General features: G+C 52.2%; 19 protein-coding genes. 14 read left to right on the top strand and 5 right to left on the bottom strand.

Features of this window, described 5'->3' with window-relative positions:
• Positions 1–227: 227 nt before the first annotated feature.
• Together ABYT30_RS01350 and ABYT30_RS01355 are read left to right on the top strand one after the other, a co-directional pair.
• Positions 228–1,922 (top strand): hypothetical protein, encoded by a 1,695-nt coding sequence (locus ABYT30_RS01350; RefSeq protein WP_373077365.1) that lies wholly within the window; start codon positions 228–230, stop codon positions 1,920–1,922.
• 57 nt (positions 1,923–1,979) lie between these two features.
• Positions 1,980–3,362 carry a hypothetical protein gene (locus ABYT30_RS01355; protein ID WP_373077364.1) on the top strand — a complete coding sequence of 461 codons (1,383 nt, stop codon included), beginning with the start codon at positions 1,980–1,982 and terminating at the stop codon, positions 3,360–3,362.
• Between the two features lie 82 nt (positions 3,363–3,444).
• Here ABYT30_RS01355 and ABYT30_RS01360 read toward each other — a convergent pair whose 3' ends face one another.
• Positions 3,445–4,212: a GntR family transcriptional regulator gene (locus ABYT30_RS01360; protein ID WP_373077362.1), complete on the bottom strand. Its 768-nt coding sequence runs from the start codon at positions 4,210–4,212 to the stop codon at positions 3,445–3,447.
• A 399-nt stretch (positions 4,213–4,611) separates the two neighbouring features.
• On the opposite strand from ABYT30_RS01360, the gene ABYT30_RS01365 reads away from it, so the two are divergent.
• From ABYT30_RS01365 to ABYT30_RS01400, 8 genes are all read left to right on the top strand, one after another.
• Complete coding sequence (locus ABYT30_RS01365) at positions 4,612–5,985, top strand: aromatic ring-hydroxylating dioxygenase subunit alpha (RefSeq protein WP_373077361.1); 1,374 nt, start codon at positions 4,612–4,614, stop codon at positions 5,983–5,985.
• Between the two features lie 11 nt (positions 5,986–5,996).
• Positions 5,997–7,775 carry a thiamine pyrophosphate-binding protein gene (locus ABYT30_RS01370; protein ID WP_373094913.1) on the top strand — a complete coding sequence of 593 codons (1,779 nt, stop codon included), beginning with the start codon at positions 5,997–5,999 and terminating at the stop codon, positions 7,773–7,775.
• A 171-nt stretch (positions 7,776–7,946) separates the two neighbouring features.
• The gene (locus tag ABYT30_RS01375; protein WP_373077356.1) at positions 7,947–9,107 is read left to right on the top strand and encodes a CaiB/BaiF CoA transferase family protein; all 1,161 of its coding nucleotides are present in this window, start codon (positions 7,947–7,949) and stop codon (positions 9,105–9,107) included.
• Between the two features lie 40 nt (positions 9,108–9,147).
• The gene (locus tag ABYT30_RS01380) at positions 9,148–10,314 is read left to right on the top strand and encodes an acyl-CoA dehydrogenase family protein (protein ID WP_373077353.1); all 1,167 of its coding nucleotides are present in this window, start codon (positions 9,148–9,150) and stop codon (positions 10,312–10,314) included.
• A 32-nt stretch (positions 10,315–10,346) separates the two neighbouring features.
• A complete protein-coding gene (locus tag ABYT30_RS01385) occupies positions 10,347–11,240 on the top strand; it encodes a CoA ester lyase (RefSeq protein WP_373077351.1) in 894 nt (297 codons plus the stop codon).
• The gene (locus ABYT30_RS01390; RefSeq protein ID WP_373077349.1) at positions 11,237–12,508 is read left to right on the top strand and encodes an acetyl-CoA hydrolase/transferase family protein; all 1,272 of its coding nucleotides are present in this window, start codon (positions 11,237–11,239) and stop codon (positions 12,506–12,508) included. Before ABYT30_RS01385 ends, ABYT30_RS01390 begins: the two co-directional genes overlap by 4 nt.
• The gene (locus ABYT30_RS01395) at positions 12,508–13,275 is read left to right on the top strand and encodes an enoyl-CoA hydratase/isomerase family protein (RefSeq protein WP_373077348.1); all 768 of its coding nucleotides are present in this window, start codon (positions 12,508–12,510) and stop codon (positions 13,273–13,275) included. Before ABYT30_RS01390 ends, ABYT30_RS01395 begins: the two co-directional genes overlap by 1 nt.
• Before the next feature lie 51 nt (positions 13,276–13,326).
• Positions 13,327–13,959 (top strand): carboxymuconolactone decarboxylase family protein, encoded by a 633-nt coding sequence (locus ABYT30_RS01400; protein WP_373077347.1) that lies wholly within the window; start codon positions 13,327–13,329, stop codon positions 13,957–13,959.
• 382 nt (positions 13,960–14,341) lie between these two features.
• On the opposite strand, the gene ABYT30_RS01405 is transcribed toward ABYT30_RS01400, so the two are convergent.
• Positions 14,342–14,635, bottom strand: coding sequence for a type II toxin-antitoxin system RelE/ParE family toxin (locus ABYT30_RS01405; RefSeq protein ID WP_373077346.1), 294 nt, complete (start codon positions 14,633–14,635; stop codon positions 14,342–14,344).
• Positions 14,635–14,874 (bottom strand): type II toxin-antitoxin system ParD family antitoxin, encoded by a 240-nt coding sequence (locus ABYT30_RS01410; RefSeq protein WP_373094916.1) that lies wholly within the window; start codon positions 14,872–14,874, stop codon positions 14,635–14,637. The genes ABYT30_RS01405 and ABYT30_RS01410 overlap by 1 nt, the downstream gene beginning before the upstream one ends.
• Before the next feature lie 104 nt (positions 14,875–14,978).
• On the opposite strand from ABYT30_RS01410, the gene ABYT30_RS01415 reads away from it, so the two are divergent.
• The 4 genes from ABYT30_RS01415 to ABYT30_RS01430 all read left to right on the top strand — a co-directional run bounded on the left by ABYT30_RS01415 (position 14,979) and on the right by ABYT30_RS01430 (position 18,044).
• Positions 14,979–15,386, top strand: coding sequence for a PaaI family thioesterase (locus ABYT30_RS01415; RefSeq protein ID WP_373094919.1), 408 nt, complete (start codon positions 14,979–14,981; stop codon positions 15,384–15,386).
• Positions 15,387–15,500: 114 nt separating this feature from the next.
• The gene (locus ABYT30_RS01420) at positions 15,501–15,773 is read left to right on the top strand and encodes a glutathione S-transferase N-terminal domain-containing protein (RefSeq protein WP_373077542.1); all 273 of its coding nucleotides are present in this window, start codon (positions 15,501–15,503) and stop codon (positions 15,771–15,773) included.
• Positions 15,774–16,398: 625 nt separating this feature from the next.
• Positions 16,399–17,043: a hypothetical protein gene (locus ABYT30_RS01425; protein WP_373077545.1), complete on the top strand. Its 645-nt coding sequence runs from the start codon at positions 16,399–16,401 to the stop codon at positions 17,041–17,043.
• Positions 17,044–17,150: 107 nt separating this feature from the next.
• The gene (locus tag ABYT30_RS01430; RefSeq protein ID WP_373077546.1) at positions 17,151–18,044 is read left to right on the top strand and encodes a DUF6279 family lipoprotein; all 894 of its coding nucleotides are present in this window, start codon (positions 17,151–17,153) and stop codon (positions 18,042–18,044) included.
• A gap of 59 nt (positions 18,045–18,103) precedes the next feature.
• On the opposite strand, the gene ABYT30_RS01435 is transcribed toward ABYT30_RS01430, so the two are convergent.
• Together ABYT30_RS01435 and ABYT30_RS01440 are read right to left on the bottom strand one after the other, a co-directional pair.
• Entirely contained in the window at positions 18,104–19,528 is a 1,425-nt protein-coding gene (locus ABYT30_RS01435; protein WP_373077548.1) for an aldehyde dehydrogenase family protein, read from the bottom strand.
• A gap of 89 nt (positions 19,529–19,617) precedes the next feature.
• Positions 19,618–20,253, bottom strand: a 636-nt coding sequence (locus ABYT30_RS01440) for a thiamine pyrophosphate-dependent enzyme (protein ID WP_373094921.1), incomplete at its 5' end; no start/stop codon positions are given.

The raw sequence follows: 20,253 nt of genomic DNA on the forward strand, positions 1-20,253 counted from the left end.
AGTTGAGTCATTTTGTTTGATAGGGAACCATTTATGCAGTCGCCTAGAAACCTTATTGCGCCCACGCCTACAAGTCAACACTGATGTGCACTTAAGGATGTGTAGATCCAGCCATTCACCGACACCTCGCCGTATTGCGCAACAGTGATGTCTACTTTATATTGAGGGTCACAAAAGCATAAAAAAAAACAAGGCCTGTGCCATAACAGGCTGCCGGAGAACGCCCAATGCGCATCACCACAAGCCCCAATACAGCACGTATAGCCAGCCTACTACTTGCCTGCGGTGTCATTTCCACCGCCCACGGCCAAGCACTGGACCCCAACAAATCACCAGCGCTGTGTGGCGACCAAGACTTGCCAGAGGCGGGCATTCAAGGTGATGTAAACACCGCGACGGTTAATTGCGGGCTAACACTATTGAGTAAAATAGACTTTGGTGGCAGCGCCCAAGGTTCAGGGTACTGCGCCTACGTGCGGGTGCCGGGGTCCATGCCCTACACTGGCAGCGCACTATATGCCTACAGCCTTGCCGACCCACTCAAGCCAGTTAAAACCGGTGAAGAACCGTCTATAGGCGGTTCGGAAAGTATCCGCGCCAAAACCGTCGGGGATCGCGCAGTATTAGTCGCTGGTAACGGAGTGTATGAAATTGGCGAAACCGGCAAAGGCGACTGCAAATTAGAGAAAAAAGGTGAAATCGACTGGCCTAGCGCGAATTCAGATCTTGGTCTTTATGTCGCCGCCACTAGCTCCCACGAAATTGCAATCAGCCACGACGCCAAGCGCGTGTATTCAGGCTTAGGGTTTGTCGTAGCCGATATTAGCAATTTAGACCTAAGCGAGACCTGGTCGGTCAGAAACTGGACTTGCGAAATGAATGCGCAAACGATGTTCGTCGCTGGGGGCCAACCCCCACTCTGCGAACAAGTCGCAGGCCCAGACTACCCCCGCCAATACTCTCACTCTTCTGACGACAACCTAGAAGGTACATTGTGGTATGGCGCAAACCAAGCCGGCGACAGCTTACCTGAGCTTATCGATACCCAAAACGAATTAGTACATCAACTTGGCGACATTGGCATCCAGCAGGCCGAGCCGCCTACCGCGCGCATTGTCGATATTTCAAATAGCCTCGGCCAAAAAGCAAGTCCACCGAGTATAGAAATCAAAGACACCCTCGTTTACTTTCCAGGCCACAGTATGAATTGGTGGCGCACCAAAGACGGCCGTGAATTTATCGTTGGCGCCAACGAAAATGTTGGCCAACCGGTCGATAGCTGCCAAAGCTATCCACGACCCACTTCACTGGGCAATAGTTTAGAAGCCTATATCGCCGAAGTTACCGGCGGCGTATTTGATAAAACCAAATACGAAAGTTATCGCGCCAACCCGCAACTCACCCTGGCCATTAACCGGCCTGAAAATTGCGAAGCCGCAACCGCGTCGGGGACGACCCCTAAAATTACCGAATACTCCCTCTACAACGAAAACGGCGCAGCCATGCTCATGGTGGAATACGGCTCAGGCGGACTGCGTATTTTTGACCTCCGCGACGGCGACAAGCCAATAGAAGTTGCCTATTTCAACGACGGCAACGGCCACGTCCACTCCGGTGTTTTTCATTACAACGACAAGAGCGGCATCATATACACCTCCGGCAGCCAAGCAGTGAATGTCCTAGAATTACAGCCCCAAGTCATTGCCGCGCTGGGCCTACCCTACCCGACTGACCCCGAATACCCGAGGAGCAGCGCCAGCGGCGAGACGCCTAAGCCTAATCCAGGCACCGGTACTGGCAGCACCGCCAAACGCTCATCGGGCGGCGGCTCCACCTCAATCGGTGCGGGGTTATTCTTGCTAATGGCATTGTTAGCACGCAATTTCGGCGCGCGCCGCAAACAGTGTAAGCACACGCGCTAAGTGCCCAGCCGCACCAAAAACACTATTTATTGTGCAGCCAGCCTTTCGCTGGCTAGCATGCCACTCCCGGCGATAGCTCACTCCTTCGGCAGCCTTTACACCTTACCGGTGCCGGTGTGGCTGTATGTTTATGGCGCAACAGCGGCACTCGCCTTGTCGTTTCTGATCATCGGCTATTTCGTTACCACACCAGCTCAGGCCAAGCGCAACTTCAGCGTATCTCGGTGGCGGCCAGTGCACGCACCGGTACTTGTCACCGCTCTGCAACTACTCAGCGTCGGGCTATTAGCCCTCACAATAATTAGCGGGTTGATCGGCAGCAACAACAGCTACCTCAACTTCAATATGACCTTTTTTTGGATCATCATTCTGTTGCTGTACACCTACTGGGTCGCGGTATTTGGCAATAGCTACAACACCTTAAATCCATGGCAGATAGTGACAAATAGTATCGATCGCGCCATACCCAATGCGTTTTCTGGACGCCGTCCCTACCCGCCAGCACTGGCGTATTATCCCGCGCTACTGCTGTATATGGCACTGATTTGGATCGAACTATTTGGCAAAACCAAGCCGCTATCACTGTCACTCATTCTCATCGCCTATAGCGCCATTAATTTTCTTGGGGCGTGGTGGTGGGGCAGTAAAAACTGGTTTCACTACGGCGATTTATTTAGTGTTTTTTTTCGGGTAATGGGCAAGTTAGCCCCACTCGAATGGTCCCATAAAGGCGTGCGCCTACGGCAGCCTTTTATCGGCCTACTCGACCAGCCCTGCAGAGATTTAAGCCTACTACTTTTTATTCTTTTTATGCTTTCGTCCACGGCTTACGATGGCCTACATGAAACCGAGCTGTGGCGAAACCTATCGCGGGAAGTCAGTAATCTGTGCATAACGGCGCTTGACACCACCATGCGTGAATCGCCCATTTTATACTCCAGAATCTATCGAAGCTTCCAAGGCTTCGCCCTGCTAATCTCGCCGTTCATATATTTGGCAATCTATTTAGCACTTTTGTTTATCACAAAAAAACTTACTCGCACCGATCGCCCGCTTTACTCCCTCGCGCTCGAACTCGGCTATTCACTTGTACCAATTGCTTTTGTTTACAACCTTAGCCATTACTTTACTCTCGGCTTATTCCAAGGGCCGCGAATTTTTAGACTGGCCTCTGACCCTTTCGGCTACCACTGGAATCTTTTTGGTACCCAAAACTGGTTTGTTTCGCCAATAATGATCGCCGCTGATACCGTCTGGATAATTCAAGTTGGCCTCATATTAATCGGCCATATTATCAGCGTGTACCTGATGCACCTTGTGGCATTGCGGGTATTTAACAGCGGTCGAATGGCGCTAATCAGCCAAATCCCACTGCTCGCCTTAATGATGTTGTACACCGCATCTGGTCTGTGGATTTTATCCCTGCCAATTCAGTCCTGAATTGCACACAGCACCGCGATGACTAGATCTAGAGAGTAAGGTCTTAAGATTAAAGCGGTGTACTACTCGGTATAAGCTCCGCTCACACCTTCACTCTACGCATGGTCATCGAGTGCTGAAAACGCGAGGCTGGGTGAGTATTGATTGTAAGTTGCGCAATAACATCATCCGCCGTTTTGTACGCGCGGCGAACTTCAAGCGCGGCCGTTGCCGGCGCCACGTTTAAACCTTCGGCAAGCGCTGGCGACACTAATGTCGCAGAAATTTGTTGCTGAACCTCGGCAACACTTTGCCCAAACATATCTTCTATCAAGGGAAAAATGGGGCCATTATGACGGGGTAGCAAGCGGCCCACCGCAGCAAAGGCACGATTAATATAATATTCGGTTAAGCAAAATGGCGAATCGATTTTTTCAGAATGCCGATAGCCTCGCACCTCCAGCCACTCTTCACCAGCTGCTAAACCCGTTCGCGCCGCCAGTCTTGCATCAATCACTACCGTTTTAATCGACTCAATAACAAAGCGCGTGCCTTCGGCAAAAGCGACTAAATCATTAATCGACATCACCTGCTGAATATCCGACTCCGTAGAGCGCAGCGGAATAACCACGGTGCCTGCGCCTTGCCGGGACTCCACAAGGCCGCCCTCGCGCAATATCCGGAGAGCCTCTCTCACGGTATAACGACTCACCGAAAATCGCTCACACAAACGATCCTCGGTGGGCAGCAGAGAGCCAACCAAATAGACGCCGCTCAAAATCTCATCTTTCAATACGCCGGCCAGCTGCACATATAAGGGGCTGGGTTTACCGCCCGCCGCGCCGGACTCAACGGCTGCAGACTTTAGCAAGCTATTGCGCCCTACACTGCTCCTGCTATCGGATTCCATAAACGTTTGACCTTTACCCTAACTGATTAAATTGCTGCGCGACGCACGGCAATCACCCGCCACAGCGCGCCGAGGCAGTGCAATCGCGCCATTATGCCTAGCAGACCCCGGATTGCCAATCTAAGCAAAAAGCCGCCAAAACCGGCTGCCCGCGTGAATTCCGCACCACTGACATACCAAAACTATGACGACAACACACCAGACAAATAACAAAATAGCACATATTTTTGTACGTACAAATATAAATTACAGCTCTCATAAGCATTAAATAAATTGATTAAGCCTAAATATTGTGACAAATTATATGTATGGACATATTTTACTCGACGCTTTCAATATATCGAACAAAGAGAGGACGCCATGAGTGACACAGGCAAGAACAGCCCAGCGACTGAAGCGCTATCCGAAGCCGTCCAGCTCGACGTAACGGCTTACACATCGCCAGAATACGCAAAAGCTGAACAGGCCAAACTGTGGCGAAAAGTCTGGCTACAAGCAGGCCGTATTGAAGAAATTCCAGAGGTCGGCAGTTTTCTCACCTACAACCTTCTTGATGACTCAATCATTATTGTACGTACTGCTGCCGACAAAATTCGCGCTTACCACAATGTCTGTCCCCATCGCGGGCGCCGATTAATCGACATCCCCAAAGGCAATCTCAACACCAAAGGTATAAAACAGCAGTTCGTGTGTGGCTTTCATGGCTGGCGCTTTAATTTAGAAGGCGACAACACCCACATCATCCACAAAGACGACTGGAACAATTCACTCACCGATTCTTGCACCAGTTTAAGCAGCGTCAATGTCGACACCTGGGGTGGCTGGTTGTGGATCAACATGGATCCAGACTGTGAATCGCTGCAGGATTATTTGGCGCCGGCCGCTGGCATGCTCGATCCCTTCGAACTGCAAAATATGCGTTTCCGCTGGCGCAAATGGGGTGTATTCGATTGCAACTGGAAAGTTGCCATGGAAGCTTTTAGCGAAACCTATCACGTGCAAATGACCCACCCCGAATTTAATAAATACGGTGAATTCCGCGGCTGGGCTAAGGTGCAAGGCAAGCACAGTAATATTGGCTATGAAGCGCCAAAGAACATGGATCAAAACCAATCTGCAAAACTGCGGCTTGGCACCAATGCCGACCCTCGCATCTCCACCGCAGAAATGCAGCGCTACACCTGGGACAAGGCAAATACCAACACCACCCAAACCCTCGTTGATGCCGCCGAGCGCCTCGTTGACGAATTACCCGAAGGTACCCCGCCCGGCGAAGTTCTACAACACTGGTTGAAAAGCGCCCGCGAGTTTGATGAAGCCCGGGGCGTCGTTTGGCCCACCGTAGACCCCGCCCATGTTGGCAAAAGCGGTACGGCGTGGCAGATATTCCCGAACTTTCAAATTGGCCACGCGGTGAATAACGCCCTGTGCTACAGCGCTAGGCCCTATAACAACGATCCCGACAAATGCATTTTTGAAGCAGCGGTATTCGAGTTATTCCCAGAAGGCGGCGAACCCGAGACCGAATGGGAGTACTGCCCAGCAACGGAAGAAGCGTGGTGCTATGTGCTGTCTCAAGATTTCGCCAATATGGCGGCCGTACAGCAGGGCATGAAGTCCTATGGCTTCAAAGGGCCAAGACCCAACCCTTATATGGAGCGCGCCATCGTTAATTTACACCACCAGCTATCCCAATACCTGGGTGCCGGCAAACCAAAATCAATCGATAAATAAGGTCTATCACTATGTACTCAGATGAAAAGAGCCCAGCACCTGTAGCTGCAAGCGGCGACAAAAAAACCATCCCTGTTTACGAGCGCATTCTCGAGCTGTTTGAAGCGGAAGGCGTGAAAGCACTATTTGGTATTCCTGACCCCAACTTTGTGCACATGTTTGTCGCTGCAGAAAAGCGTGGCTGGAAAGTCGTCACCCCCCACCATGAACTCGCTGCCGGCATGATGGCCGAGGCCTATGCCCGGATGAACGGCACCCCCGCTTTGTGTATTGCCACACTTGGGCCCGGTATTGCGCTGGCGTCTGGCTCCATGATGAATTCATTGGTTGAAAACTCGCCGGTCATTTACATCGGCGGCCAACGCGCCCGGGTTACCGAACGCCGCGTTCGCCGCGGTCGAATCCAATTTATTCAACAAGAAGACTTGTTCAAAAACTCGGTTAAATACAGCACCAGTATTGAGTACGCAGACCAAACCGATGAAATCATTCGTCACGCCCTGCGGGTTTGCCAATCTGGCACACCGGGTCCGGTGTACATTGAGTACCCCTCTAACGTCATTCTCCAAGAATTGGATGTCCCGGCCGCCCTGCCACCCAAAGATTATCGCCTAGTTGAGCCCGGCGCCGATGCCAATATGGTCGCCAAGGCCGCCGAACTCATTAAAGCTGCTAAGTGTCCTATCCTACTCGTCGGTCACGCTGTGCAATGCACCCGCGCCGGCGCCAAAGTAAAAGAGCTGGCCGACCTCATGGGCTGCCCTGTGTTGCAGACCTCCGGCGGCACTGCCTTTATCGAAGGCTTAGAAGACCGCACCTTCCCCTATCTGTTTGCGGAAGTGGCGGATGAAATCGTTGCCAAATCTGACGTCGTGGTTGCGATTGGCACCGAGATTGGCGAGCCGGTGCATTTCGGTCGCGGCTACCTCTGGGCCGAAGGCAACACCGATCGCACATGGATCAATGTTGAATTAGACCCCGAGGCCATCGGCCAGAACCGACCAATTGAAGTGCCGCTGGTTGGCGACCTAAGGACGGTTGTACCCCAGCTTTCCGCCGCACTGAAAGACAGCCCCCGCGCCGAGCACCCAGAACTGCAGCGTTGGATTAATGAAGACAAAGAGCGCCTGCACGCGCTTACCCTGCAAGATTTCAGCACCGACAGTGGCCGCGTTCACACTGGCCAGTGGGTTATCGAAAGCACCAAGGCCATGCCCGAAAACGCCATTCACGTTCGCGACGGTGGCTGTACCGTTATCTTTACGTGGACCTATTTGCAGAGCAAACCCCGCGACGTTATCTGGAACCAAAACTTTGGCTGTCTGGGCACCGGCCTGTCCTACGCCGTAGGTGCATGCATCGCGGACGGTGGCAAGCGGCCGGTACTGTTTACCACCAGTGACTCCGCCTTCCTTTACCACATTGGTGAACTGGAAGTTGTGCAGCGCTTTAACATGCCTATGGTGATCGTGGTTGCCGTCGACAATGCCTGGGGACTGGAAGTAGGCGTTTACAAACGCACCTTCGGCCACGGCAACACCACCGAACCCGGCGTGCATTGGAGCAAAAATGTTCGCTTCGACAAAATGGCCGAAGCACTGGGTTGCCAAGGTATGTACGTTGAAAAGGGTGAAGATATTAGCAAGGCCGTTACCGAAGCCTTTGCCAGCGGCAAGCCTACCGTTATCCACGTGCCAATCGACCCTGTCGTTAACCACGGCGGTAACGAAAACCTAAACACTCCTAACTACGATCGCTTCCGCACTTGGTACGCCGAAGGGCAGCAGTAAGCGAAAAAATAAAACCAACGCAGCACTGTCAGCCGCGCCGTTTCGGCGCGTCGCAGTGGCAGGCGTCGGCGCTAAATTGACCTATTGTGACGACGTTGTTTTCGTCGCAACTGTATTTAGGTGAACAAAAACTAGCGCGTTTTTGGCGCCACTTGCTCGGAGTGAAATCTCGTGGAAAAATCCGGCCCCCTCAAGGGTATAAAAATTGTTGACCTCACCGCTATGGTGATGGGTCCCTACTGCACTCAAATCCTTGCGGACATGGGTGCCGACGTCATTAAGATAGAACCCCCAGCGGGGGATAACACCCGCTACGTATCACCTGGGCCGGCGCCCGGCATGTGCGGCGTGTTTGCCAATGTGAATCGCGGCAAACGCAGCATCGTCCTAGATTTACGCGCCGAAGCCGATATTGCCACGCTGCGTGAATTGATAAAAACCGCCGATGTTTTCATCCATTCCATGCGCGCCAAAGCCATAAGTAAACTCGGCTTTGGCTATGATGACGTTGCCGCGCTCAAGCCAGATATCGTTTATACCAACTGTTACGGCTACGGACGGCGCGGCCCCGATGCGGATCTTCCCGCCTACGATGACACCATCCAAGCGGAATGTGGCCTCCCTTATGTGCAAGGCTTGCTCACCGGCAAAGCCGACTATGTTGGCACTATTGTCGCCGACAAAGTTGCTGGCTTAACCGCCGTTTACGCGACGACCATGGGCCTACTACACAAGGAGCGCACCGGTGAAGGCCAAGAGGTTGAGGTCAGCATGTTTGAGACCATGGCCTCGTTTATGTTGGTAGAACACGCCGACGGCGCCATGTTTAATCCGCCACTTGGCCCCGCTCACTATCACCGCGCGGTCGTTAAAAATCGTCGCCCCTACCAGACCAAAGATGGCCAAATTTCTGCGCTTGTCTACAACGACAAACACTGGTCATTGTTTATGGAGGCGGTAAAACCAAGCTGGGAAAGCCCTGAGTTCGCAACCCTACAGCAGCGCGCAGCTAGAATTAATACCGTTTACGGCCTGTTGGCAGACACCTTTCTAGAGCGCACCACCCAAGAATGGCTAGAGCTGCTGCGCAAGCTCGGCATTCCCGCCGCACCACTGCGAACCACCGATGAACTATTTGATAATCCGCACCTAAATGCGGTTGGTTTTTTTGAAACACTGGATACCCCCTACGGCGAAACCCGCTTCCCCGGCGTACCGACGTGGTTTTCAAAAACACCGGGTAAAGTTGCCAGCCCAGCGCCGACCTTGGGCGAGAATACTCAAGAAGTTTTGGACGAAGTCGCGCGTAGCAACGCCACCTCAGCCAAGTAAATTGACCTGCATCGCATTGCATTTTTAAAGGAGTGAGTTCGTGGATTTTTCTCTCACCGATGATCAGCAAAATATTCGAGACGCGGTGCTCAAACACTGCTCTCAGTTTCCAGACGAATACTGGCTAGCGCGGGATAACGACGGCGTCTTTCCCCACGAGTTTCACAAGTCCATGGCCGACGCCGGTTGGCTCGGCGTGGCCATGCCCGAATCAGTCGGTGGCGCCGGTCTCGGTATTACCGAAGCCGCCATAATGATGCAGGCCGTGGCCGAATCCGGCGGCGGCATGACCGCGGCCTCAAGTATTCACGGCCCCGTATTTAGCATGCAGCCGGTTGCTATCTTCGGCACCGAAGAACAGCAACAGCGTATGATTCCACCGGTGCTTAGTGGCGAACATAAAATCTGTTTTGCCGTGACCGAACCCAATACCGGACTCGACACCACCAAGCTCAAAACTCACGCCGAAAAGCGTGAAGGTGGTTATATGGTCAACGGCGAGAAGATCTGGATCTCGGTTGCCCAAGTCGCGAATAAAATGATGATTCTCGCGCGCACCACGCCACTGGATCAGGTCAAACGCAAAACCGAAGGCCTCTCGCTGTTCTTCACCGATATTGATCGCAGCAAAATTGAGATTCGCAAAATACCCAAAATGGGCCGCCACGCGGTGGACTCCAATATGTTGTTCATTTCCGATTTTTGGATACCGGAAGAAGACCGCATCGGCGCTGAAGGCGACGGCTTTAAAATAATCCTCCACGGCTTGAACCCAGAGCGAATTTTACTTGGCGCCGAAGCCGTTGGCCTAGGTCGTGTTGCCATTGACCGCGCCGCCAAATACGCCAAAGAACGCATCGTCTTTGACCGCCCCATTGGCATGAACCAAGGCATCCAACACCCCCTCGCCAAATGCTGGGCGCAATTGGAAGCCGCCAATCTGATGGTCATGAAAGGCGCCACATTGTTTGATAAGGGCAAAGACTGCGGCGTCGAAGCCAACGCCGGTAAATACCTCGCCGCTGAAGCTGGCTTTGAAGCCTGCCACACGGCACTGTCGACGTTAGGCGGTATGGGCTATGCGCAGGAATACCACGTTGAGCGGTATCTACGGGAGATTTTAATTCCCCGCACCGCACCAGTTAGCGCACACATGATTTTAAATTTTCTTGCCGAAAAAGTGCTGGGCCTCCCCAAGTCCTATTAATATCCGGCGATTGAATAAAAGGAATATCAGTAATGACGCCCACACCGCAAACCTTTAACGCCCGCTCTTGGCTGTTCGCCCCCGGCGACAGCCAGCGCAAAATAGAAAAAGCCAGCGCTAGCGCCGCAGATATCGTTATTTTCGATTTAGAAGACGCGGTCGCGGAAGATGCCAAGCCAGCGGCTCGCGAGATGATTTCAGCATTTCTCGCCAGCCAAGCCCAAAGCGACAAACACCGGCTCTGGGTAAGAGTGAACCCACTCGACGGACCACACACCCTCGCCGATTTAGCGGCAGTGATGCCATCGCACCCCGGTGGGATCATGCTGCCAAAAACTTACGGCCCGCAAGATGTTGTGGTACTCGACCACTACCTGTCGGCACTGGAAGTTGCCAACGGTATCGAGCAGGGTTCGACGCCGGTACTGGCATTGGTCACAGAAACCGCCGCCGGCATGTTCACCACCGGCGACTACAAAGGCGCGCCGCGACTCGTTGCCATGAGCTGGGGCGCAGAAGACCTCGCTGACGACATCGGCGCCAGTGAAAACCGCAATCCCGACGGCAGCTACGGTTTTACCTATGAACTCGCCCGCAGCCTGTGCTTACTCGGCGCTGCCGCTGCCGGTGTCGCCGCAATTGAAACGATTCAAGGCGACTTCCGCGACCTAGAAACCCTGCGCAAGCGCGCCGAAAAAGTGCGCCGCGACGGCTACCGAGGCATGCTGGCGATTCACCCCGCGCAGGTCGACGTTATAAACGCCGCCTTCACACCCAGCCCAGAAGAATTTACTGCCGCCCAGGAAATTGTTGATCTGTTTGCTGCCAATCCCGGCGTCGGTACCATCGGCTACAAAGGTGCGATGTTAGACCGCCCTCATCTTGCCCGCGCACAAGCGCTACTGGCCTTGGCGAATAAATCATGACCGTGCATGTCAACGCCGAGCAATTAGATCTCGGCCAGTTTCTACGCCCCGGCGATCACATCGTCATCGGTCAAGCCTGTGGCGAACCGACCACACTGGTTGAAGCACTTATAGCCCAGAGCAGCGCGATACCTGAACTATCAGCGTTTATTGCGACGAGCTTTTCTGGCCTGTTTACCCCAGAATCGACTCAGCACCTGACCATGTCGAGCATGGGTGCCATCGGCGCACTGCGCGCTCTGACCAAGGCGAATAAGCTCAGCATCATTCCCTGCCATGTCAGCCAAGTCGGCCCCATGATTAGCACTGGCATCATTGGCTGCGATGTCGCCTTTATACAAGTTAGCCCCGCCGATGAAAACGGCAATCATAGCTTTGGCCTCATCAGCGACCATGTTCAAGATGCTGTTGCCAAAGCCCGTGTTGTCATCGCCGAAGTGAACGACCAAGTACCCTACACGCATGGAGAGTTTTTGCATGAATCAGAAATCGACTGCGCCGTGCACGTCTCTCGCCAGCCTGCGGAAGTCGGCGCAGCAAGCATCAGCGACAATGACGAAAAAATCGCGGCCTTTGCGGCCAGCTATATCAACGACGGCGCGGTAATTCAAACCGGTGTCGGCGCGGTGCCAGACGCGATTTTACGTTTATTACGCAACCGTAAAGACCTAGGCGTGCACTCAGGTATGCTTGGCGATGGCCTCGTCGAACTGGTTGAAGCCGGTGTAGTGACTAACGCCCGCAAAGCCATTGACCAAGGGGTCTCAATCAACGGAGCCTTAATCGGCACGCGGCGTCTTTTTAAATTTGTACACCGCAATCCCGTCATCCGAATGTGCAATGCCAACCACACCCACAACCCCGCGGTACTCGCGCAACTTGAAAATTTGGTCACCATCAACTCCGCCCTTGAAGTTGATCTCAGCGGCCAGGTAAATGCCGAACAAAGTGGTTCGGCCTATATGGGTGGCAGCGGCGGCCAAGTCGACTTTGTCCGCGCCGGGGTTCGCTCCCGTGGCGGCCACTCGATTATCGCCTTACCGGCAACCGCCAAAGGCGGCAGTATCAGCCGGATTACTACAAACTTATCTGGGCCAGTTACCACCGCCCGCAGCGATGTCGATATTATCGTGACGGAATTTGGTGCCGCTGAGCTTAGGGGCCAAAATGTCGCTGAGCGCAGCCGCCGCTTAGTCGCCATTGCCCACCCGGATTTTCAAGAAGAACTCGCGCGCGCCGCGCACACCATGCAACAGAGAGGCTTCTGATGACAGATGCAGTTTTATTCGATGCCCGCGACGACGGCATTGCCATTATTACCCTGAACCGTCCTGAGACCCGCAACGCTTTGGGCAAAGAAATACGCGAAGGTTTATTCGCGGCCTGGGAGCGCTTTGAACGCGACCACGCGCTGCGGGTTGCCATACTCACCGGCACTGGCGACAAAGCCTTTTGCGCGGGCGGCGACCTTAAAGAGATGGTCGACACCGGCATGAAAGTGCCACCTAGGGATATGTATGCCATGCCCTATGACACCGTTGAATTATCCAAGCCGACCATTGCGGCGGTAAACGGCGTGGCCTTTGCGGGCGGTTGGATGATCGCCCAAGCCTGTGACCTCTGCGTGGCCAGTAGCTCGGCAAAATTTGCGGTCACCGAAGTGAAAGTCGGCCGCAGCTCGCCCTGGGCCTCCCCCTTAATTCACATGATTCCCCAGCGCATCATGATGGAGATACTGCTCACCGGAAAACCCATCACCGCACAACGCGCCTATGAAATTGGCCTAGTGAATCGCTTAGCTCAACCAGAAAACTTAATGGCGACCGCACTAGAATTAGCGGCAGAAATTCTCGACGGTGCGCCACTGTCTGTTAAAGCGGCCAGAGAAACCGTGATGATCTCCACCGAAATGGGTCGCTCGGCAGCACTTAAAGCCGCCCGCCACGCCTCTGAATATTGTTATAACAGCGAAGACGCCCAAGAAGGCCCTAAAGCCTTTGCTGAGAAACGCCGGCCCCAGTGGAAGGGTCGCTGATTCGCAGCGAGTGCCCTGAAAACCATTTAACACAGCTATTCGGAACACCCTATGCCCAGCAATCAAGCGCCAAAGATAAACCCGCTATTACCACCGGATTGGAATGAGGAAATTCTTGACGCACTGGGCGCCTTCCCCGGCAGCTTAAATTTTGTCATGGGCAAATGGGCCGAACAAAGCGAGGACCAACGCGGGCTAAACACCTTAGGCATGTTCGCCCACTACCCCGAATTGGCCAAGGCCTTTATGACCCTAAACAGCCACGTTGCCGCCAATAGCAGCCTGCCGGTTAGGGGGCGCGAGCTGCTCATATTGCGCACCAGCTGGCTGGTGAAATCCGAATACGAATTTGTACAGCATCTTATACTGGGCCGCCGCGCCGGACTCAGCGAGGCCGAACTTGAACGCATTCAGCTTGGCCCCAAGGCCGAAGGCTGGAGCAGCGACGACGCCGAACTCATCAGCGTTGCCGACGACCTATACCACCACACCCGCGTCAGCGACGCGACGTTTGCAAAACTCGCCACGCGCTTTAGCAACAAAGAGATCATGGACATGATCTTCTTAGTCGGCAGCTACACTGTACTCGCCATGGGCGTGGGAAGTTTTGATATCACCATGGAATCTGGCCTAGAACCACTGCCAGAAGAAACCCGCGCACGGATGTTTGCGCAGGCAAAATAAATCGCCCATACCTTGCACAACAGACCATGACGGCTACATGCCGTCATGCTTAACTCCCCGCCCCGTCATTCTGAACTTGATTCAGAATCCAATACCACCAAACTCCCACCACCCCACCCACCGTGAACAGCAGCCTAACTCCCACTATCACTCCGGCGAATTTTATAACTCTTTGATCTTTTTAAAAAACCCGATATGATCAGGGGAAAGGAATGTTAAACAGAAATAAAGGGACAGTCTTCGTTTGCTCGGCGCCCGCTCATCGCGATTCAGCCACCTTCTTGAATTCCCTAAATTTTTTCAAACAACATTAAAGCTCGCTTCTTGACAAGGGGCCAAAGTGATATATGGCCTGAGTCGTTATAATAAACTGTTATGGGTTTTAGAGGTGCTGTTCCACATCCATGCTGTTGTGGAGAATGCGGATCACGACAATCTTGGATTCTGTGCCGGCTCGGTAAAAGATGATATGACTGCCTTGGCTAAACTTTTTGTATCCTGGCTTTACGTCTTCCGCATCGCGGCCAATCTCCGCCTGTCGAGCAAGGAGCCTAAAAGCATCGTCAAGTTGCTTGAGGTATTTGTCGCGCTGACGCTTTCCCCACTTCTCAGTGGTAAAGCGGCCAATATCAATTATGTCTTTTCGAGCGGCGGAGGTGAGTAGGAATGGAAGCATTAGTGAACTTCGTTATCCAGTTCGGCAATAACACTTTCAAGCGAATACTCCGCTATCCCACTTTGCTCGCCTTCATCCAAGAGGCGCCGCAATCTTTCAAGTTTGCTCTCGGTCTCTTCAAGCAAGCGCAATCCTGCTCGAACCACTTCGCTAGCGGAGCCATAGCGGCCATTTTCAAGCTGGGCAGCAATGAATTCATCAAAGTGGGGGCCAAGCGTAATGCTGGTATTTCTAGCCATGGAGAGCCTCCTGTACCAAATATTGGTATATTCTGCCAAAACACCCATAACAAGGCAAGGCGGCGCGGCTGCTTGTGGCGTTATGCGTATGGAAAAAACAAACTATGAGTAATATCCCAGTAGGATTTGAGCCAATTTTCAGAAGCAGTCCATATTTGGAGTTATTAGGCCCAATATTTAATAAGAAAACGGGAAATGGATTGGTAATAGGATTACGAGCTGAAGAAAAGCATTGTAATGCTAGAGAACAAGTACATGGTGGAGTTTTTAGTAGCCTCGCCGATATTGCTCTTGGGTATAATGCAGCTTTTTCAGGTGATTCTCCTGTTCCAATCGTTACGGCAAGTCTCACTATAGATTATGCTGGGTCAGCTAAACTAGGTGATTGGATTGAAATAGAAACCGACTTACAAAAAGTTGGTCGTAAAATGGCGTTCGCTAATTGCTATTTTATTGTAAATACAAAACGTATTGCGCGGGCTAGTGGTGTATTTACAGTCACCAGCGCATAACAAACGGCTCAATCGGACAAATGTTCGCTGTCACCTTTTATGCAAAAAAACGCATAAAAGCCGCCATCAAAAATTTGCACGGTTAGCTGGGCGTTAGGTTTCATAGGAGATTCAATGAATATTTCACTTTTCTACTCACCGGGCTCCTGTTCTTTGGCTCCTCATATTGTATTAAACGAAATTGGTGAACCGTTTAAACTTCGAAAGTTCTCAACAGCAAATAGTGATAACTTTTCAGCCGAATATCTTGCCGTTAATCCGAAGGGGCGCATTCCAGCTTTACAAATTGATGGCTTCACTTTGACCGAAAATGCGGCAATTCTCGCTTTTCTCGGTCGTCGATTCCCAAATTCTGGTCTTTATCCCCCAGAACATTCAGAAGCTTAGGCACGTTGTCTTGAGTTACTTGCATGGTCATCTAATACAGTCCATGTAGCGTTTGCGCAGTTGTTTAGACCTGAGAGATTTGTTCTAAATAAACAAAACTACCCTGCTGTTAAAGAAAGTGGAAATATCAACTACGGGCAGTGTCTTTCAGAAATCGAAACACAATTGGTTCATAAAGAGTATTCGCTTGGCAGTGAATTCTCAGTGGTTGATCCGTTTTGGCTTGTTTTCTATAGATGGGGAGTATTGGAAGGTTATGATATGCGAAGTAAATTTCCCTCATACACTAATTATGCAGAACGTTTGTGCGATCGAATTAGTATTCAACAGGCATTGGCAACAGAAGGTATTTCAGTGTGGGACTAAACCTAACAAGTTGCTGCATCGGAAAAACCACTCGCTCTCGCTCGCATTTTCCCGCTGACCAAGGCGATATCACTAAATAAGATCAGCCGAGAATGTTCTTCCTATCACCACTCTAATTGCATTTACTCGCCAAACTAGAAGTAGGATGATCTTACTAACAGAAAAACTGCTGATGATGTCATAAATCTACAGGCGAAACCGGACAGCCGAAGCTAGCCAGCAGCGAGTGTAATCAGCAACCATACGTTTGAGAGCAACGATGAAAACACTGGTCTTGATAGTAAGCATTCTACTTGGCGGCTGCGCTCTCAGTATTATTCCCCAAGCCGACTTTAATAAGGCGCTTGCCCCTGACGGTGGCGTCATTGTTTTTGGCAGTATCACTTACATTATTGATGGCGAGGTGCAGCTGCCCTATGGTGCATTTCGGCCGGCGATACCTGCGCCCCATGTAGATCTTTTGCGCATTGAAGACGGTAAGCCCTTTCAGAGCCATGGCGTTGCCAGTGCTGATGGCAGCTTTAGCTGGCGCATGCAGCCGGGGCATTATGTGATTAGCGGGATCGGCCAAGGTCAGTTTATTGATGACTACCGAATTACCTGGCCGCGATTGGCCTTTAAGGTCAGCGCCGGTGACGCGCCAATGTATCTCGGCGACTTACAGCTAATCGGCAAGCGCTACGCTGAGCCTTATACCCTAAGCACGGGGAGTACGGGGGTGAGTAAAGGGATTCGTTATGAATTTTCAGTTATTGAGGCCTTGAGTAGTAAGCGTTTGCCGTCTGGTAGGCCAGCGGAAACCTCACTCATCGTACAGCGCCCGAATATGCTGATCGGCGAGCAATTAATCGACCGCTTGGGGATTTCGCCCGAGCAGGTGATTGCAGAGATTTTTGGGCCGTAATTGGCTTTTGCCCTATTCATAGGGTAAAACGGTAGACGCTTTGCGGAGCCTAGTGTTTTTACTACGTGCGCGCAGTGGGGCGATATTCCAATTAGGGAATAAACAATATGGCTTGCAGGTTTCAGTACACGCGCTTATTTCTCGTTCTACTCTTAGCCATAGTCGTGGGCGGCTGCGCTGCTAAAACCTCATATCGGTTTTTGGACTGGATCGTGGCATGGACCGTCGATGACTACGTGGTTTTAGACAAAGAGTTAGAATCTGAGTTTGAGCGCCGCCTTGATCAGCAATTACAGTGGCACCAAGCCACTCAACTCCCCCGCTACAGCGCACTATTGAGAAGCTTGCAAGATGATCTGCAGCGCCCGCTTACGCCGGTCGTAGTGAATCAGTATCTTCTGAGGGTCAACGGGTTTTGGCTGGATATTATTGCGCAAATTACGCCGGACATCACAGCCATTCTCTCGCAACTGAGTGATGCCGAAGTGGCAATATTGCTCGACAATTTCGGGGATAAAATTGCCGAAAGCGAAGAAAAATACACTGACGCCGATGCCAAGCAATTGAGCCGCGAACGTATTAAACGGGTTGAGAAAACCGTTAAGCGGTTTATTGGCCGCTTAAACGAGAATCAGCGCCAAATTATTCGGCATTGGGAACAGCAATTACAAGATGCCTGGCCGGGCTGGTTGGCAGCGCGAAAAACCTGGCGAGAAAATTTGGCAACAACGCTATCGTCGCGGCGGGAAGCCGATTTTGAACAGAATATCACGACCTTGTTTACCGCCGAGCCAGCGGCTAATGATGAAACGTATCAGCAAGTTGTTGTCGCCAACACCCATAAGAGTATTGAACTCATTATCGCTTTGCAGGCCTCCTTGACGGAAAAACAACGGGCGCACCTAAATAAAGAATTGGCATACTGGGCGGAGGCGTTTGACGAACTGGCGAGTGAAATTAAATCCCGTGAAGCCATACCCCAAAATAGCGGGATACTTTAAGCACAGCCCATGTTGAGTAGCACCGTTTATTGGCGCTACTCAACAATACGCTTTAGCAATTACTCTGGCGTATAGCCCAGAATGGCTTTGATCTCTAGGTATTCATGGAAGCCATAATCGCCCCACTCGCGACCATTACCGCTCTTTTTATAACCGCCGAAGGGGCTATTAAAATCGAAGCCGCTGTTAATACCTACGGAACCTGCGCGGATGCGACGCGCAACCGCGCGGGCTTGCTCAAGGTCGGCACCGGCTACATTACCTGCTAAACCAAAGTCGGTGTCGTTGGCGATTTCGATAGCGTGGTCAATATCGTCGTAGGCAATGATGACCAGCACCGGGCCAAAGATTTCTTCGCGGGCGATGACCATGTCGTTAGTCACATTGGCGAACACGGTTGGCTTCACGTAAAAACCTTTATCCAAACCCTCTGGCCGACCGAGGCCACCAGCGATTAAGGTTGCACCTTCGTCGATACCTTTTTGAATATAGCCTTGCACGGAAATAAATTGGTTCTTAGACACCACCGGCCCCATCGCGACATCGCTATTTGGGTCGCCAACGGTAACTTGGGCTGCGGCTTCTTTTGCCGCGGCAATTGCCTCGGCCATACGCGCCTTGGGCACTAACATCCGCGATGTGGCACTACAGGTTTGGCCGGTATTGACCATCATTCCCGTTACGCCACCCGCGACGTTTTCTGCCAAATTGGCATCATCAAGAATGATGTTTGCGCTCTTGCCGCCCAACTCCTGACACACACGTTTAACGGTAGGCGCCGCCGCTTGGGCAATCGCCACACCCGCAGGCTCGGAGCCAGTGAAAGAGATCATATCAACATCTGGGTGGCAGGACATGGCCGCGCCAACGACAGAGCCCTTACCCTGAATCATATTAAACACACCAGCGGGCACACCGGCAGCGTCGAATACTTCAGCTAAAATTTGTGCAGAAAAATGTGACTCTTGCGATGCTTTTAACACCACGGTGCAACCGGTAGCGAGTGCGGGGAACACTTTTACAGTGACTTGGTTTACTGGCCAGTTCCACGGTGTAATAAGACCGCAAACCCCAATAGGCTCTTTCACTATGGTGCTGGCGCCGCGGGTTTCTTCAAACTTAAAGTTTTTCAGCACTTCAATGGCGGTAGCCAAGTGACCGGTACCAAGGCCGACTTGGAAGCCGTTGGCCAAGCCCTTTGGCGCGCCCATTTCTTCGGTAATTGCGGCGGCGATATCACCAGCGCGTTTTTCGTACTCCACCATGATGCGCTGCAATACTTCTAGGCGCTCTTCACGGCTGGTCTGCGACCATGTGGCAAAGGCTTTGCGCGCCGCTTTAACCGCGAGGTCGACATCGCCAGCACCACCAAGGGCAATGCTCCCGGAAATTTCTTCGGTAGCCGGATTAATGGTATTTACGGTTTTCTGTTCCAGTGGCGCAACCCACTTACCGTCGATATAAAATTTATGGTATTCACGCATGATTCATTATCCTTATTAACTGTTCAAAGGGCGCTAAAGCGCCTTGCGGCGCTTTATTAAACTCGTTCACGTAATAACAAAGCCTTAACTTAATACGCGTCTTCTGCTTCGGCACCGTAACCGGCCTTAAAGTCGGTATACCACGATTTAAATTCTTCGTAGTTCGGCGCGTCCATGGCATTGGCGTATGGCTCAATCGGCACTTGGATCACCGTCGGTTTGCCACTGGCAATTGCCCGCTCAACCGCTGGCCCGATATCCTCTTCGCGCTCAACATATACGCCTTCGGCGCCAAAACCTTTGGCGATTTGGTCAAAGCGTACGCCTTTACCCCAATGCGCTTCGGTCTCCGGTGAGTCTGGACCAACCTGCTTCTTCCAGCAACCCACTTCCAAGCCCCACGCGTAGTCGCAACCGACAATGGTGACAATCGGCAAGTTTTTGCGCGCTGCGGTTTCCAGCTCGGCGATATGGAACATGAACGAGGAGTCACCAGTCACTAACACGACGGGGCGTTTGCCCTCGGTCGCAATCGCCGCGCCAATGGCATAGGGTAGACCCGTGCCGAGGTGGCCGGTATTTTGGTTCCACACCAAATCACGGGGCTGAAATTGCGAGTAAGTCCAACCGAAGATTGTCACTGAACCACCGTCCGCCGCGTATATGGCGTTTTCAGGTATGTTCTTGGTGGCCTCAACAATAAAGCGCGCTGGATGCACCGGCGA

This window comes from Zhongshania sp. (assembly GCF_041623545.1).
GTDB lineage: Bacteria > Pseudomonadota > Gammaproteobacteria > Pseudomonadales > Spongiibacteraceae > Spongiibacter.

Bases quoted from the DNA above. Each gene is read 5' to 3' on its own strand.
- ABYT30_RS01350 (WP_373077365.1), top strand. From the start codon at position 228: ATGCGCATCACCACAAGCCCCAATACAGCACGTATAGCCAGCCTACTA.
- ABYT30_RS01355 (WP_373077364.1), top strand. From the start codon at position 1,980: ATGCCACTCCCGGCGATAGCTCACTCCTTCGGCAGCCTTTACACCTTA.
- ABYT30_RS01365 (WP_373077361.1), top strand. From the start codon at position 4,612: ATGAGTGACACAGGCAAGAACAGCCCAGCGACTGAAGCGCTATCCGAA.
- ABYT30_RS01370 (WP_373094913.1), top strand. From the start codon at position 5,997: ATGTACTCAGATGAAAAGAGCCCAGCACCTGTAGCTGCAAGCGGCGAC.
- ABYT30_RS01385 (WP_373077351.1), top strand. From the start codon at position 10,347: ATGACGCCCACACCGCAAACCTTTAACGCCCGCTCTTGGCTGTTCGCC.
- ABYT30_RS01390 (WP_373077349.1), top strand. From the start codon at position 11,237: ATGACCGTGCATGTCAACGCCGAGCAATTAGATCTCGGCCAGTTTCTA.
- ABYT30_RS01395 (WP_373077348.1), top strand. From the start codon at position 12,508: ATGACAGATGCAGTTTTATTCGATGCCCGCGACGACGGCATTGCCATT.
- ABYT30_RS01400 (WP_373077347.1), top strand. From the start codon at position 13,327: ATGCCCAGCAATCAAGCGCCAAAGATAAACCCGCTATTACCACCGGAT.
- ABYT30_RS01405 (WP_373077346.1), bottom strand. From the start codon at position 14,635: ATGCTTCCATTCCTACTCACCTCCGCCGCTCGAAAAGACATAATTGAT.
- ABYT30_RS01410 (WP_373094916.1), bottom strand. From the start codon at position 14,874: ATGGCTAGAAATACCAGCATTACGCTTGGCCCCCACTTTGATGAATTC.
- ABYT30_RS01415 (WP_373094919.1), top strand. From the start codon at position 14,979: ATGAGTAATATCCCAGTAGGATTTGAGCCAATTTTCAGAAGCAGTCCA.
- ABYT30_RS01420 (WP_373077542.1), top strand. From the start codon at position 15,501: ATGAATATTTCACTTTTCTACTCACCGGGCTCCTGTTCTTTGGCTCCT.
- ABYT30_RS01425 (WP_373077545.1), top strand. From the start codon at position 16,399: ATGAAAACACTGGTCTTGATAGTAAGCATTCTACTTGGCGGCTGCGCT.
- ABYT30_RS01430 (WP_373077546.1), top strand. From the start codon at position 17,151: ATGGCTTGCAGGTTTCAGTACACGCGCTTATTTCTCGTTCTACTCTTA.
- ABYT30_RS01435 (WP_373077548.1), bottom strand. From the start codon at position 19,528: ATGCGTGAATACCATAAATTTTATATCGACGGTAAGTGGGTTGCGCCA.